Origin of the sequence: Pseudomonas sp. 20P_3.2_Bac5 (genome assembly GCF_025466035.1) — a bacterium.
Classification (GTDB): domain Bacteria; phylum Pseudomonadota; class Gammaproteobacteria; order Pseudomonadales; family Pseudomonadaceae; genus Aquipseudomonas.
The window spans coordinates 40,028-54,229 of sequence record NZ_JANLOA010000007.1; the positions used below are offsets into that span (position 1 = coordinate 40,028).

The 14,202-nt window shown below is 64.1% G+C and carries 13 protein-coding genes; 8 read left to right on the forward strand and 5 right to left on the reverse strand.

Annotated elements, in window-relative coordinates:
- Position 1: 1 nt before the first annotated feature.
- Complete coding sequence (locus tag NTD88_RS00675) at positions 2-1,396, reverse strand: class II fumarate hydratase (RefSeq protein ID WP_095155481.1); 1,395 nt, start codon at positions 1,394-1,396, stop codon at positions 2-4.
- Between the two features lie 160 nt (positions 1,397-1,556).
- Here NTD88_RS00675 and NTD88_RS00680 point away from each other — a divergent pair, with 160 nt between their 5' ends.
- The 7 genes from NTD88_RS00680 (at position 1,557) to NTD88_RS00710 (ending at position 9,314) form a co-directional block, all read left to right on the forward strand.
- Positions 1,557-2,084 (forward strand): DUF2059 domain-containing protein, encoded by a 528-nt coding sequence (locus tag NTD88_RS00680; RefSeq protein WP_095155482.1) that lies wholly within the window; start codon positions 1,557-1,559, stop codon positions 2,082-2,084.
- 12 nt (positions 2,085-2,096) lie between these two features.
- Positions 2,097-2,396 (forward strand): BolA family protein, encoded by a 300-nt coding sequence (locus NTD88_RS00685; protein WP_262155487.1) that lies wholly within the window; start codon positions 2,097-2,099, stop codon positions 2,394-2,396.
- A gap of 115 nt (positions 2,397-2,511) precedes the next feature.
- Entirely contained in the window at positions 2,512-3,447 is a 936-nt protein-coding gene (locus NTD88_RS00690; RefSeq protein WP_095155484.1) for a rhodanese-related sulfurtransferase, read from the forward strand.
- Positions 3,448-3,450: 3 nt separating this feature from the next.
- Positions 3,451-4,083 (forward strand): DsbA family protein, encoded by a 633-nt coding sequence (locus tag NTD88_RS00695; protein ID WP_262155486.1) that lies wholly within the window; start codon positions 3,451-3,453, stop codon positions 4,081-4,083.
- A complete protein-coding gene (locus NTD88_RS00700; RefSeq protein WP_262129011.1) occupies positions 4,076-5,908 on the forward strand; it encodes an ABC transporter ATP-binding protein in 1,833 nt (610 codons plus the stop codon). Before NTD88_RS00695 ends, NTD88_RS00700 begins: the two co-directional genes overlap by 8 nt.
- A gap of 114 nt (positions 5,909-6,022) precedes the next feature.
- Entirely contained in the window at positions 6,023-8,482 is a 2,460-nt protein-coding gene (locus tag NTD88_RS00705) for an EAL domain-containing protein (RefSeq protein ID WP_262155485.1), read from the forward strand.
- A 37-nt stretch (positions 8,483-8,519) separates the two neighbouring features.
- On the forward strand, positions 8,520-9,314 hold the full coding sequence (locus NTD88_RS00710) for a TenA family transcriptional regulator (RefSeq protein ID WP_095155488.1): 795 nt from the start codon (positions 8,520-8,522) through the stop codon (positions 9,312-9,314).
- Positions 9,315-9,317: 3 nt separating this feature from the next.
- Here NTD88_RS00710 and NTD88_RS00715 read toward each other — a convergent pair whose 3' ends face one another.
- The 4 genes from NTD88_RS00715 to NTD88_RS00730 form a co-directional block, all read right to left on the reverse strand.
- Positions 9,318-10,058, reverse strand: coding sequence for a YciK family oxidoreductase (locus NTD88_RS00715; RefSeq protein WP_095155489.1), 741 nt, complete (start codon positions 10,056-10,058; stop codon positions 9,318-9,320).
- 80 nt (positions 10,059-10,138) lie between these two features.
- Complete coding sequence (gene mupP, locus NTD88_RS00720; protein ID WP_095155490.1) at positions 10,139-10,810, reverse strand: N-acetylmuramic acid 6-phosphate phosphatase MupP; 672 nt, start codon at positions 10,808-10,810, stop codon at positions 10,139-10,141.
- Positions 10,811-10,812: 2 nt separating this feature from the next.
- On the reverse strand, positions 10,813-11,511 hold the full coding sequence (gene ubiG, locus NTD88_RS00725; protein WP_262155484.1) for a bifunctional 2-polyprenyl-6-hydroxyphenol methylase/3-demethylubiquinol 3-O-methyltransferase UbiG: 699 nt from the start codon (positions 11,509-11,511) through the stop codon (positions 10,813-10,815).
- Positions 11,512-11,565: 54 nt separating this feature from the next.
- Positions 11,566-12,897 carry a TRZ/ATZ family hydrolase gene (locus tag NTD88_RS00730; protein WP_262155483.1) on the reverse strand — a complete coding sequence of 444 codons (1,332 nt, stop codon included), beginning with the start codon at positions 12,895-12,897 and terminating at the stop codon, positions 11,566-11,568.
- Positions 12,898-13,004: 107 nt separating this feature from the next.
- Here NTD88_RS00730 and mtnA point away from each other — a divergent pair, with 107 nt between their 5' ends.
- Positions 13,005-14,081 (forward strand): S-methyl-5-thioribose-1-phosphate isomerase, encoded by a 1,077-nt coding sequence (mtnA, locus tag NTD88_RS00735; protein WP_095155493.1) that lies wholly within the window; start codon positions 13,005-13,007, stop codon positions 14,079-14,081.
- The last annotated feature ends 121 nt before the right edge of the window (positions 14,082-14,202 follow it).

The window sequence follows — 14,202 nt, forward strand, 5'->3', positions numbered from 1 at the left end:
CTCAGCCCTTGCCACCCGCCTCGAGCATCTGCTCGGGGCGGACCCACTCATCGAACTGGGCGTCGGTCAGGTAACCCAGCGAGAGTGCCGCTTCGCGCAAGGTGGTGCCTTCGCTGTAGGCCTTCTTGGCGATTTCCGCCGCCTTGTCGTAGCCGATGTGCGGGTTCAGCGCGGTGACCAGCATCAGCCCGCGTTCCAGGTGCGCGGCCATCTGTTGCGGGTCCGGCTCGATGCCGGCGACGCAGTGCTGCTGGAAGTTGCGGCAGCCATCGGCCAGCAGCTCGATGGATTGCAGCAGGTTATGAATGATCACCGGCTTGAACACGTTCAACTGCAAATGGCCCTGGCTCGCCGCGAAGCTGATCGCGGTGTCGTTGCCGAGCACTTGGCAGGCCAGCATCGACAGCGCCTCGCACTGGGTCGGGTTGACCTTGCCGGGCATGATTGAGCTGCCCGGTTCGTTGGCCGGCAAGCGCACCTCCTGGAAGCCGGCGCGGGGGCCGGAACTGAGCAACCGCAGGTCGTTGGCGATCTTCATCAGCGCCACGGCCAGGGTTTTCAGGCCGCCGGCGAGGCTGGTCAGCGGTTCATGCCCGGCCAGCGCGGCGAACTTGTTCGGTGCGGTGACGAACGGTAGCCCCGACAGCGCCGCCAGTTCCGCCGCGATGGCCTCGGCGAAACCGTGTGGCGCATTGAGGCCGGTGCCCACCGCCGTGCCGCCCTGGGCCAGTTCGCAGACCGCCGGCAATGCCGAGCGGATGGCCCGCTGGGCATAGTCGAGCTGGGCGACCCAGGCCGAGACTTCCTGGCCGAAGGTGATCGGCGTGGCGTCCATCATGTGCGTGCGCCCGGTCTTGACCAGGTGCATGTGCCGCGCCGACAGCTCCGCCAGGCCCGCAGACAGCTCGGCGATCGCCGGCAGCAGATTGGCGTGCACCGCCTGGGCGGCGGCGATGTGCATGGCGGTGGGGAAACAGTCGTTGGAGCTCTGCGAGCGGTTGACGTGGTCGTTGGGGTGCACCGGGTCTTTGCCGCCGCGGCCCTTGCCGGCCAGTTCATTGGCGCGGCCGGCGATCACTTCGTTGACGTTCATGTTGCTCTGGGTGCCGCTGCCGGTCTGCCAGACGACGAGCGGGAACTGGTCATCGTGCTGGCCGTCGAGCACTTCGTCGGCGGCCTGTTCGATCAGTCGGGCGATCGCTGCGGGCAGGTCGCCGTTGCGGTCGTTGACCCGCGCAGCCGCTTTTTTAACCAGCGCCAGGGCGTGCAGCACCGCCAGCGGCATGCGTTCCTTGCCGATGGCGAAGTTGATCAGGGAACGTTGCGTCTGGGCGCCCCAGTAAACGTGGTCCGGAACTTCGACCGGTCCGAGGCTGTCAGTTTCGATACGGCTCATGCGCTACCCACTCCTTATGCAAGATGCAAGGTCTGACAAAGCAGTTTAGGCCCTGATGACGCGGGCCGGTTCCATAGTCTCTCGTACTATTGAGCAGAGGCTCCCGTCGGCGCAGAATGCTCTACGCTGGAAACACTCACTTACTCTTTAAGGAATTTCGATGACCCGTCTTCGCGCCCTCTGCACGGCTGTCGCGCTGGTTTGCGCCAGCGGCCAGGTTTTCGCCGATGCCGCCAGCCACGCTGCCAATGCCGAGAAATTCCTCGTGCTGGCGCACGCCGACAAGCTCGGAACCCCGGTCTACATGCAGGTTCAGCAGATGTTCGGTCAGCGCTTCGAGCAGACCAAAGCTCCTGCTTCGAAGAAATCCGTGCTCGACAGCTACCAGGCCAAGGCCAACGCTGCGCTGGATAACGCCATCGGCTGGAACAAGCTCAAGCCAGACATGATCAAGCTGTACACCAGCAACTTCACCGAGAGCGAACTGAAAGACCTGGTGGCCTTCTACCAGTCGCCACTGGGCAAGAAAGTCCTGGAAACCATGCCTCGTGTGACCCAGCAATCGGCCCAACTGACCCAGCAGAAGCTGGAAAGCGCGGTGCCGGTGGTCAACAAGCTGCTGGATGACATGACCAAGGAACTCGACCCGAACGCCGGCAAAGCCGCCGCTCCAGCCAAGAAGCCGTAAGCGGGGCCGTTCATGTCGATGCAGCAGAAGATCGAACAGAGCCTTCAAGCACTGGCCCCCCAGCACCTGCAGGTGCTGGACGAGAGCCACATGCACAGCCGTGGCGTGGAAACCCACTACAAGGCGGTGCTGGTCAGTGAGCAATTCGAAGGCCTGAACAGCGTCAAGCGGCACCAGAAGGTCTACGCCACCCTCGGCGATCTGATGGGCCAGTTCCATGCGCTGGCGTTGCACACCTACACCCCGCAGGAATGGGAAAAAGTCGGCAGCGCGCCGGCGTCGCCCACCTGCGCCGGAGGCAGCAAGCACTGATTTCAAATTCAGGTTTTGCTAGAATCCGCACCCGCGCCGCTTGTCGGCGCGTTTTTATTTGTATTTTTTGACCCGGTCCGCCCTTTACGAGGGTGACCACTGGAGAGTTGCAAGCATGACCCAATCCATTGTCGTGGCGGCGCTGTACAAGTTCGTCACCCTCGAAGACTACGTCGAGCTGCGCGAGCCGCTGCTCGCCTGCATGGAAGCCAACGGTGTCAAAGGCACCCTGCTGCTGGCCGAAGAAGGCATCAACGGCACGGTTTCCGCCACCCGCGAAGGCATAGATGGCCTGTTGACCTGGCTGCGCAATGACCCGCGCCTGGTGGATGTCGACCATAAAGAGTCGTACTGCGACGAACAGCCGTTCTACCGCACCAAGGTCAAGCTGAAGAAAGAGATCGTCACCCTGGGCGTGCCAGGTGTGGACCCGAACAAGGCGGTCGGCACCTACATCGAGCCCCAGGACTGGAACGCCATCATCAGCGACCCGGAAGTCCTGCTGATCGATACCCGCAACGATTACGAAGTGGCCATCGGCACCTTCGAAGGTGCGATCGATCCGAAGACCACGTCCTTCCGCGAGTTCCCCGACTACATCAAGGCCAACTTCGACCCGTCGCGGCACAAGAAGGTCGCCATGTTCTGCACCGGTGGCATCCGTTGCGAAAAGGCCTCCAGCTATATGCTCGGTGAGGGTTTCGAAGAGGTCTATCATCTTAAAGGCGGGATCCTGAAATACCTTGAAGAGGTGCCTCAGGAGCAGAGCAAGTGGCAGGGCGACTGCTTCGTCTTCGACAACCGGGTCACCGTGCGTCACGACCTCAGCGAAGGCGACTACGACCAGTGCCACGCCTGCCGCCACCCGATCAACGCCGACGAGCGGGCCTCGGAGCACTATTCGCCAGGCATCAGTTGCCCGCATTGCTGGGACAGCCTGAGCGAGAAGACGCGCCGCAGCGCCATCGACCGGCAGAAACAGATCGAACTGGCCAAGGCCCGCAACCAGCCGCACCCGATCGGGTTCAACTACCGCAAAGCCGAGGTGTGATTCATGACCGCTCGCCTGCTCTACGTCATGGACCCGATGTGCTCCTGGTGCTGGGGATTCGCCCCGGTGGCCAGCGCCTTGATCGCCCAGGCCGGGCAGGCGGGGGTTGAAACCCATCTGGTGGCTGGCGGCCTGCGCAACGGCAGTTCGCCGCTGGATGCTTCGACGCGGCGCTATATCCTCGAACACTGGCAGGCGGTCAACGAGGCCACCGGCCAGCCGTTCCAGCTCGAGGGCGCGATGCCGGAAGGCTTCGTCTACGACACCGAGCCGGCCTGCCGCGCGCTGGTCACCGCTCGCAGCCTTGATCCGCAAGCGGTCTGGCCGCTGCTCGGGCTGATCCAGCAGGCGTTCTACCAGCATGGCGAAGACGTCACCTTGGCGCCGAAGCTGGTGGAACTGGCCGAACAGGCGGGTTTTGACCGCGCGCGTTTCTCCGCAGCCCTCACCAGTCCCGAGCAACGCACTGCCACCGCCGCTGACATCACCTGGGTTCAGGACCTGGGCATCGCCGGATTCCCCACCCTGCTGGCCGAGCGCAACGGCCAGCTTGCCTTGCTGACCAACGGCTACCAGCCGCTGGAAGCCCTCGAACCGTTGCTGGGCCGCTGGCTGGAGCGGGCCGCTTATGCTTGATCTGCCAGGCTCGCCCGACCCGGTCCCCGGGCCTGCGGCGGCGCCCGCCGATCGCTTGAGCTGGGCGGAAATCCGCCGCCTGGCCCTTCATCACAAAAAAGCCTTGTGGACCGCCAACGGTGTTGCCGTACTGGCGGCGCTGTGCAGCGTGCCAATCCCGCTGTTGCTGCCGTTGCTGGTGGACGAAGTGCTGCTGGGTCACGGCGATGCAGCGCTGAAGTGGATGAACCAGTTGCTGCCGGCCAACTGGCAGGTGGCGGCCGGCTATATCGGCCTGATGTTGGCGTTCACCCTGACCCTGCGCTGCTCCGCCCTGGCCTTCAACGTGGTCCAGGCCAAGCTGTTCGCCGGGCTGGCCAAGGACATCGTCTACCGCTTGCGTATCCGCCTGATCGAGCGCTTGAAGCGGATTTCCCTGAGCGAATACGAAAGCCTCGGCAGCGGCACGGTCACCACGCACCTGGTGACCGACCTGGACACCGTGGACAAATTCGTCGGCGAAACCCTCAGCCGCTTCCTGGTGGCGGTGCTGACCCTGACCGGCACTGCGGCGATCCTGATCTGGATGCACTGGCAACTGGCGCTGCTGATCCTGCTGTTCAATCCGCTGGTGATCTTCGCCACGGTGCAGTTGGGCAAGCGGGTCAAGCACCTGAAGAAACTGGAAAACGACAGCACCTCGCGGTTCACCCAGGCGCTGACCGAAACCCTCGATGCGATCCAGGAAATCCGCGCCGGCAACCGCCAGGGCTATTTCCTCGGCCGCCTCGGTCTGCGCGCCCAGGACGTACGCAACTACGCGGTGGCCTCGCAGTGGAAGAGCGATGCGAGCAGCCGCGCCAGTGGCCTGCTGTTCCAGTTCGGTATCGATATCTTCCGCGCGGCGGCGATGCTTACCGTGCTGTTCTCCGACCTCAGCATCGGCCAGATGCTCGCGGTGTTCAGTTACCTGTGGTTCATGATCGGCCCGGTTGAGCAGTTGCTGAACCTGCAATACGCCTACTACGCGGCGGGCGGCGCGCTGAGCCGGATCAACGAGCTGCTCGCACGGGCCGACGAGCCGCAGTTCCCCGGCGGCACCGATCCCTTCCAGGGCCAGACCACCGTGGGCATCGAGGTGCGCGGGTTGCGCTTCGGCTACGGCGAGGAGCCGGTGCTGGACCAGTTGAACCTGTCCATCGCCCCCGGCGAGAAGGTTGCGATCGTCGGCGCCAGCGGCGGCGGCAAAAGTACCCTGGTGCAGCTGTTGCTGGGCTTGTACAGCGCTCAGGCCGGCAGCATCCGTTTCGGCGGCGCGACCCTGCAGGAGATCGGTCTGGAAACCCTGCGCGAGAATGTCGCGGTGGTGCTGCAGCACCCGTCGCTGTTCAACGACACGGTACGCGCCAACCTCACCATGGGCCGCGATTGTTCCGATGACGCCTGCTGGCAGGCGTTGGCGATCGCCCAACTGGACGAAACCATTGGCGCCTTGCCCCAAGGGCTGGACAGCGTGGTCGGCCGTTCGGGCGTGCGCTTGTCCGGTGGCCAGCGCCAGCGTCTGGCGATTGCGCGGATGGTCCTGGCCGAGCCCAAGGTAGTGATTCTCGACGAGGCCACTTCGGCCCTCGACGCGGCGACTGAATACAACCTGCATGTCGCCTTGACGCGCTTCCTCAGTGCCCGCACCACGCTGATCATTGCCCACCGCCTGTCGGCGGTGAAACAGGCCGACCGCGTGCTGGTGTTCGACGGTGGTCATGTGGCCGAGGATGGTGGCCATCAGCAGCTGATCGCCGAGGGCGGCCTGTACGCCAAGCTCTATGGGCATTTGCAGCAAAGCTGATAGCGACATCATGTAGTGCGGTGTCAGAAATCTCTTATTGCCATGAAGGCAAATGGCCTAGTCTGTGAAAACAACGGGGTGAGTCACGTCACCGGCTATGCCGCAAGGGACTTCATGAAGGGAAAACGGACGCTCGGAGCACCCAGGTTGCTGGGGCTCATCTGGCCATTTGTAGCCGTCGTGCTGTTCCAGGCACTGCTGGGCGGGATCAGCCTTTACGCGATGTCGGCCATGCGCGCGTACGTCGGCGGTGAAAGCCTCTGGTCCAAGGGCCAGAAAGACGCGATCTACTACCTGAGCCTGTACGTCGACAGCCGCGACGAAGAAAACTTCCGCAAATACCAACAGGCCCTGGCCATTCCCCAGGGCAGCCATCGCCTGCGCCTGGCGCTTGATCTTCAGCCTCCTGACCTGGAGGCCGCGCGTCAGGGCATTCTCGCCGGCGGCAATCACCCGGACGACGTGCCGAGCATCATCTGGTTCTACCTCAACTTCCGTCATGTCAGTTACATGGACCAGGCCATCGGCCTATGGCAGGTGGGCGACGGTTTCCTGGAGGAACTCGATACCCTGGCCGGTGAAATCCATCAGGGCATCGCCAACAGCCGGGCCACGCCCCGCGACCTGGCGGACTGGAAACGTCGCATCGTGCTGATCAACGAGGCCGTGACGCCCGCGGCCCGCGCCTTCAGCGACGCGCTGGGCGAAGGTTCGCGGATGTTGCTGCGCTTGTTACTGGTGACCAACCTGGCCACCGCGCTGTTCCTGATCGCCCTGGCCTGGTTGCGCTCGAGCAAGTTGCTGGCCCAGCGCCAGGCCTTCGCCAGCGCCCTGCAGGTCGAGAAGGAGCGGGCGCAGATCACCCTGGCCTCGATTGGCGACGGGGTGATCACCACCGATGTCGAAGGCTGCATCGTCTACATGAACGCCGCCGCCGAGCACCTGACCCACTGGGATGCCAGCCATGCCCATGGCCTGCCGCTCGCGGCGTTGTTCAGCGTGCTGGACGACAACGCCGAAAAGGACAACCTGACCCTCACCGAGCACATCCTCAGCGGCGCCCTGCGTGGGGGCAGCGAGCATATCCGTCTGATCCAGCGTCTGGATGGCAGCACGGTTTCGGTGGCGCTGGTCGGGGCGCCGATCATGAGCGAAGGGCGGGTCAGCGGTATCGTGCTGGTGCTGCATGACATGACCCAGGAGCGGCAGTACATCGCCAACCTGTCCTGGCAGGCGACCCACGACGCCTTGACCGGGCTGGCCAACCGTCGTGAGTTCGAATATCGCCTGGAGCAGGCGTTGACCGACCTGGCCCGCCAGGCTGGGCGGCATTCACTGATGTTCCTCGATCTCGACCAGTTCAAGGTGGTCAACGACACCAGCGGTCATGCCGCTGGCGATGAGTTGCTGCGGCATATCTGCGCGGTGCTGCAATCGGTGTTGCGCGAGGGTGATGTGCTGGCGCGGCTGGGCGGCGACGAGTTCGGGGTGCTGCTGCAGAACTGCCCGCCCGAGCAGGCCGAGCGGATTGCCGAGAACCTGCGCCAGGCGGTGCAGAGTCTGCACTTCGTGTGGAAAGGGCGGCCGTTCATGAATACCGTGAGCGTCGGCCTGGTGCACTTGAACCAGGCGCCGGACTCACTGGAAGCAGCGCTGCGGGCCGCCGACATGGCCTGCTACATGGCCAAGGAAAAAGGCCGCAACCGGGTCCAGCTCTACCATGCGGACGACACCGAGTTGTCGGTGCGCTTCGGCGAGATGGCCTGGATCCAGCGCCTGCACATCGCGCTGGAGGAAAACCGCTTCTGTCTGTACGCCCAGGAAATTGCCGCGCTCGCTCCTGGAGACCATGGCGGTGGGCACCTTGAGATTCTTCTGCGCCTGCATGACGAAAGCGGGCTGATCATTCAGCCCGACAGCTTCATCCCGGCGGCCGAGCGCTTCGGCCTGATCACCGCGCTGGACCGCTGGGTGGTGCGCAGCGTCTTCACGATCATTCGCGAGTGCCTGGACGAAGGGCGTGAAGGTCCGTTGGCCATGTGTTCGATCAACCTTTCCGGCAACAGCATCGGCGACGACAAGTTTCTCGAATACCTGCATCGGCAGTTCAGTGACTACGGCATTCCGCCTGAATTGATCTGTTTCGAAATAACCGAAACCAGTGCGATTGCCAATCTTGGCAGCGCGATTCGTTTTATCAACGAATTGAAAGGACTGGGCTGCAAATTCTCGCTGGACGATTTTTGCGCCGGAATGTCGTCGTTCGCGTATTTGAAACATTTGCCTGTAGACTTCCTGAAGATCGACGGTAGTTTCGTCAAGGATATGCTCGAAGATCCGGTCAACCGGGCGATGGTCGAAGTGATCAACCACATCGGCCACGTCATGGGCAAACGCACCGTCGCCGAGTTTGTCGAGACACCGTTGATCCAGCAGGCCTTGCAGGAGATCGGTGTCGACTACGCCCAGGGCTTCCTGATCGAGCGACCCCAGGTCTTTTCCTGTGCCAGCCTGCAGCGTCAGCGTGACGCCGCCAGGCCCTTGCTGTTCGGGTCGCCGGGGACGCTTCGCTGACGCTCACTTTCCAGATCACAAGGACAAGGAGCTGACAGTGACTGATGCGTTTATTCGGACAGGTCCATTGATGGACGCCGCAAGTTATCCCCTCTGGGCCCAGCGCCTGATCCAGGAATGCAGCGCCAGCAAGCGCAGGGTGGTGGAGCACGAGCTCTACCAGCGCATGCGCGACGGCCGCCTGGGCAGCGCGACCATGCACCAATACCTGATCGGGGGTTGGCCAGTGGTCGAGCAATTCTCTGTGTACATGGCCCACAACCTCACCAAGACCCGCTACGCCCGTCATCCTGGCGAAGACATGGCGCGGCGCTGGCTGATGCGCAACATCCGCGTCGAACTCAACCATGCCGATTACTGGGTGCACTGGTGCGAAGCCCATGGCGTAAGCCTTGACGACTTGCAGGCGCAGGATGTGCCGGCAGAGTTGCAGGCGCTCAGCGATTGGTGCTGGCACACCTGCACCGCGGATTCGCTGGTGGTGGCCATGGCGGCAACCAACTATGCGATCGAAGGGGCGGTGGGCGAGTGGTCGGCGGTGGTCTGTGCCACCGGAGCCTATGCCGAGGGTTTCCCCGAGGAAGGCCGCAAGCGCGCCATGAAATGGCTGAAGATGCATGCCCAGTACGACGATGCCCATCCGTGGGAAGCGCTGGAAATCATCTGCACCCTGGCGGGCAACAGCCCGGGCAAGGCGTTGCAGGTCGAGCTGAAACGGGCGATCTGCAAAAGCTACGACTATATGTACCTGTTCCTGGAGCGTTGCATGCAACTGGAACAGGCCGAGTCGCGCCAGGGCGTGCGCTTGCGCAGCGCCCTGGGGCAGGGTTGAGGCTTACTGGGCGTTGAACGCCTGACCGTTGACCCCGGTGCTGTCCGGGCCCATCAGGTAGAGGTAGACCGGCATGATGGCCTCGGGCAGCGGATTGTCCTGCGGGTTTTCGGCCGGGTATGCCTGGGCGCGCATGCTGGTACGGGTGGCGCCCGGGTTCACGCTGTTGGACCGCACCGGGGCGACGCCCTCCAGTTCGTCCGCCAGGGTCTGCATCAGGCCCTCGGTGGCGAACTTCGATACGCCATAAGCGCCCCAGTAGGCGCGGCCCTTGCGGCCGACGCTGCTGGAGGTGAACACCACCGACGCGTCTTCCGACAGCTTCAGCAGCGGCAGCAGGGTCTGGGTCAGCATGAACATTGCGTTGACGTTGATGTGCATGACGCGCATGAAGTTATCGCCGGACAACTGCTCCAGCGGCGTACGCGGGCCAATGATCGACGCGTTGTGCAGCAGCCCGTCGATACGGCCGAAAGCGTTCTCGACCATCACCGCCAGCTCGTCGTACTGATGCGGCAGGGCAGTTTCCAGGTTGAACGGGATGACCACCGGTTGCGGATGGCCGGCGGCTTCGATTTCGTCGTAGACCGCGCTCAGGTTGGCTTCGGTCTTGCCCAGCAACAGCACGGTGGCGCCATGGGCAGCAAAGGCCTTGGCTGCAGCCGCGCCGATCCCGCGACCGGCGCCGGTGACCATGATGACCCGGCCGTTGAGCAGGTCAGGGCGAGCGGAATAGTCGAACATGAGGAATGCCTCGAAAGAATGGCTTCAATCGCCAACAGGCCGGCGTCGCGGCCGGCCTGCCTGGCGGATGGGTGCGGGGATCAGCAGCTGCAAAGGGCGCTGTCGAGCACTTTGCGCAGTTCCAGGGGATGGTCGACCACCACATCCGCGCCCCAGTTGTTGGGGTTGTCCTCTGGATGAATATAGCCGTAGCGCACTGCGGCGGTACGGGTGCCGGCATCGCGGCCGGACTCGATGTCGCGCAGGTCGTCGCCGACGAACAGCACGCTGGCCGGGTCCAGGTCGAGGGTCTTGCAGGCGAGGATCAGCGGCTCGGGGTCGGGCTTGCTGTTCTTCACGTGATCCGGGCAGATCAGCAGGGACGAGCGTTCGGCCAGGCCCAGGCGCTGCATGATCGGTTCGGCGAAGCGCACAGGCTTGTTGGTGACCACGCCCCACAGCAGATTGCCGCGCTCGATGTCGGCGAGCAGCTCGGCCATGCCGTCGAACAGTTTGCTGTGCACCGCGCAGTCGCGCTGGTAACGCTCGAGGAACTCCAGGCGCAGGGCTTCGAACTCAGCCGCCTCGGGGTCCATGTCGAACGTCGCCGCAACCATTGCCCGGGCACCGCCGGAAATCACGTCGCGGATCCGCTTGTCGTCGATCGCCGGCAGGCCGCGCTCGGCGAGCATCGCCTGGCAGATGGCGATGAAATCCGGCGCCGTGTCGAGCAGGGTGCCGTCCATGTCGAAAAGTACTGCTCGCAAACGCATGCTCATTCCTCGCGAAGGGTCTGGATCATGTAGTTGACGTCGACGTCGGCGGCCAGCTTGTAGTGCTTGGTCAGCGGGTTGTAGGTCAGGCCGATGATGTCCTTGACGCTCAGGCCCGCGGCGCGGCTCCAGGCACCCAGCTCGGAAGGGCGGATGAATTTCTTGAAGTCATGGGTGCCGCGGGGCAGCAGCTTCATGATGTATTCGGCGCCGATGATGGCGAACAGATACGCCTTCGGGTTGCGGTTGATGGTGGAGAAGAACACCTGGCCGCCGGGCTTGACCATCTTGAAGCAGGCGCGGATCACCGAGGACGGGTCCGGCACGTGCTCGAGCATTTCCAGGCAGGTGACTACGTCGAACTGCTCCGGCATCTCTTCGGCCAGGGCCTCGGCGGTGGACTGCCGGTACTCGACGTTCACCCCGGACTCCAGTTGATGCAGTTGCGCCACTGCCAGCGGCGCTTCACCCATGTCGATGCCGGTCACCGTGGCGCCGCGCATGGCCATGGCCTCGCTGAGGATGCCGCCGCCGCAACCGACGTCCAGCACTTTCTTGCCGGCGAGCTTGACCCGCTCATCGATCCAGTTGACCCGCAGCGGGTTGATGTCGTGCAGCGGTTTGAACTCGCTCTCGCGGTCCCACCAGCGATGGGCCAGGGCCTCGAACTTGGCGATTTCGGCGTGGTCGACGTTGCTCATGGAACAGTCCTCTGAAGCTGTGAAAATTCGGTGCGGCAGCCTGGCTGCCGGCAATCATTCGGTGTGGCCGGCAATCCGCTGGCCCCAGGCGACGGCGGTGGCATGCAGGGCCTGCTCGTCCATCCGGGTCAGTCGGCCGTCTTCCAGCAGCGCCTTGCCGGCGACCCAGACGTGCTTCACGCAGTCGCGGCCGCTGGCATAGATCAGTTGCGATACCGGGTCGTAAATCGGTTGTTGCGCCAGGCCGGAAAGGTCGAAGGCCACCAGGTCGGCAGCCTTGCCGATTTCCAGGGAGCCGGTGACGGTGTCCAGGCCAAGGGCGCGGGCGCCATTGAGGGTCGCCATGCGCAGGGCGCGGTGGACATCCAGCGCGCTCGCCGAACCGGCCACGGCCTTGGCCAGCAGGGCGGCGGTGCGCGTCTCGCCAAGCAGATCAAGGTCGTTGTTGCTGGCGGCGCCGTCGGTGCCGATGGCGACGTTTACCCCCGCCTGCCACAGCCGTTCGACCGGGCAGAAGCCGCTGGCCAGCTTGAGATTGGATTCCGGGCAGTGCACGACGCTGGTGTTGCTTTCTACCAGCAAAGCCAGGTCTTCATCGCTGACCTGGGTCATGTGCACCGCCTGCAGGCTTGGGCCGAGCAGGCCAAGGCGGGCCAGCCGTGTCAGCGGCCGCTCGCCGCGCTGTTCCAGCGATTGCTGGACTTCGCCGGCGGTCTCGTGGATGTGCATCTGGATTGGCGCATCCAGCTCCTCGGCGACCACCCGGACCTTTTCCAGATTGTCGTCATTCACCGTGTAGGGCGCGTGAGGGCCGAAGGCGATGCTGATGCGCGGGTGGTGGCGCAGGTCGCCGAACAGCTCGACGCCCAGGTTCAGGCCTTCGTCGAAACTGCGCGCGCCGGGGATCGGGAAATCCAGCAGCGGAATGGCGATCTGCGCACGAATGCCGCTCTCGTGCACGCATTCGCTGGCGATCTTCGGGTAAAAGTACATATCGCTGAAGCAGGTGATGCCGCCTTTGAGCTGTTCGGCGATGGCCAGGTCGGTGCCGTCGCGGACGAAGGCCTCATCGACCCAACGGCCCTCGGCGGGCCAGATATGGTCCTGCAGCCAGGTCATCAGGGGCAGGTCGTCGGCCATGCCGCGGAACAGCGTCATCGCCGCGTGGCCGTGGGCGTTGATCAGACCGGGAGCCAGCAGGCAGCCCGGCAACTCGCGGACTTCGTCGGCCTTGAAGCGCCCAAGCTCGGTACGCGGGCCGATGAAGGCGATCTGGCCGTCGCGGATACCCAGCGCATGCTCCTTGAACACCACTCCGGCCGGTTCGACGGGCACCAGCCAGGTTGGCAGGAGCAGCAGGTCGAGAGGGGCGGGGGGCTTGGGCATGGGGCGGGTTTCCCTGGGTTCTGGGGTGGTGGCGAAGTATACCCGAGCGTCCGCGCTTGGGGCTCGTTATAATCGCCGGTTTTTGATGTCCGAATGACGGGGTGAGCATGCGCGATCGACTTCTGGCTGCAGAGAAAGTAAGGGCCATCGATTGGCGGGATGGCGCCTTGCACTTGCTCGACCAGCGCGCGCTGCCGTTCGAGGAAACCTGGTTGAGTTACACCGATGCGGCTGGCGTGGCTGAAGCGATTCGCTCCATGGTGGTGCGCGGAGCCCCGGCCATCGGCATCAGCGCCGCTTATGGGCTGCTGCTGGGGCTGCGTCAGCGCCTGGCTGCCGGCGGCGATTGGCGTGCCGCGCTGGAGGCGGATTTCACCGTGTTGGGTGAATCGCGACCTACTGGCGGCAACCTGGCCTGGGCGCTGAGCCGCATGCGTGATCGGCTGCAACGCCTCAAGGACGGCGACGATCCGTCGCAGGTGCTGGAAGCCGAGGCGCTGGCCATTCATGAAAGCGACCGTGAAGCCAACCTGAACATGGCCCAGTTGGGCATGGAGCTGATCCGCAAGTACCAGGGTAGCGAGCAGGCCGTGCTGACCCACTGCAACACCGGCGCACTGGCGACCGGCGGTTTCGGTACCGCGCTCGGGGTGATTCGCGGCGCCTGGCTCGACGGCATGATCGAACACGTCTACGTCGGTGAAACCCGGCCCTGGCTGCAAGGCACCCGGCTGACGGCCTGGGAGCTGGCCAACGAAGGCATCCCGGTCACCATCAATGCCGACTCGGCGGCGGCGCACTTGATGAAGATCAAGGGCATTACCTGGGTGATCGTCGGCGCTGACCGGATCGCCGCCAATGGCGACGTGGCGAACAAGATCGGCACCTACCAGCTGGCGGTCAACGCCATGCACCACGGCGTGCGGTTCATGGTGGTGGCACCGAGTTCGACCATCGACCTCGCGCTGGCCAGCGGTGACGAGATTCCGTTGGAAGAGCGCGACGGCGCCGAGTTGCTGGAAGTTGCCGGTCATCGGATCGGGCCGGATGTCGACGCCTTCAACCCGGTGTTCGATGTGACCCCTGCGGACCTGATTGACGTGATCGTGACCGAGAAGGGCATCGTCGAGCGTCCCGATACCGCCAAGCTGGCCCAGTTGATGTGTCGCAAACGCCTGCACTGATCCTCCCTGTGCGGGTGGTGGTCGGGACGTTTTCCTTCAAGCCGGGCGGCGCTTTGCCATACTCCCATGCCCCCGGCGACTGTGATAACATCCGGCGGTTTCCAAGACCGCCCACAGGGGC

Excerpts from the sequence above, each read along its gene's own strand:
- NTD88_RS00675 (WP_095155481.1), bottom strand. The coding sequence starts at position 1,396 with ATGAGCCGTATCGAAACTGACAGCCTCGGACCGGTCGAAGTTCCGGAC.
- NTD88_RS00680 (WP_095155482.1), top strand. The coding sequence starts at position 1,557 with ATGACCCGTCTTCGCGCCCTCTGCACGGCTGTCGCGCTGGTTTGCGCC.
- NTD88_RS00685 (WP_262155487.1), top strand. The coding sequence starts at position 2,097 with ATGTCGATGCAGCAGAAGATCGAACAGAGCCTTCAAGCACTGGCCCCC.
- NTD88_RS00690 (WP_095155484.1), top strand. The coding sequence starts at position 2,512 with ATGACCCAATCCATTGTCGTGGCGGCGCTGTACAAGTTCGTCACCCTC.
- NTD88_RS00695 (WP_262155486.1), top strand. The coding sequence starts at position 3,451 with ATGACCGCTCGCCTGCTCTACGTCATGGACCCGATGTGCTCCTGGTGC.
- NTD88_RS00700 (WP_262129011.1), top strand. The coding sequence starts at position 4,076 with ATGCTTGATCTGCCAGGCTCGCCCGACCCGGTCCCCGGGCCTGCGGCG.
- NTD88_RS00705 (WP_262155485.1), top strand. The coding sequence starts at position 6,023 with ATGAAGGGAAAACGGACGCTCGGAGCACCCAGGTTGCTGGGGCTCATC.
- NTD88_RS00715 (WP_095155489.1), bottom strand. The coding sequence starts at position 10,058 with ATGTTCGACTATTCCGCTCGCCCTGACCTGCTCAACGGCCGGGTCATC.
- mupP (WP_095155490.1), bottom strand. The coding sequence starts at position 10,810 with ATGCGTTTGCGAGCAGTACTTTTCGACATGGACGGCACCCTGCTCGAC.
- ubiG (WP_262155484.1), bottom strand. The coding sequence starts at position 11,511 with ATGAGCAACGTCGACCACGCCGAAATCGCCAAGTTCGAGGCCCTGGCC.
- NTD88_RS00730 (WP_262155483.1), bottom strand. The coding sequence starts at position 12,897 with ATGCCCAAGCCCCCCGCCCCTCTCGACCTGCTGCTCCTGCCAACCTGG.
- mtnA (WP_095155493.1), top strand. The coding sequence starts at position 13,005 with ATGCGCGATCGACTTCTGGCTGCAGAGAAAGTAAGGGCCATCGATTGG.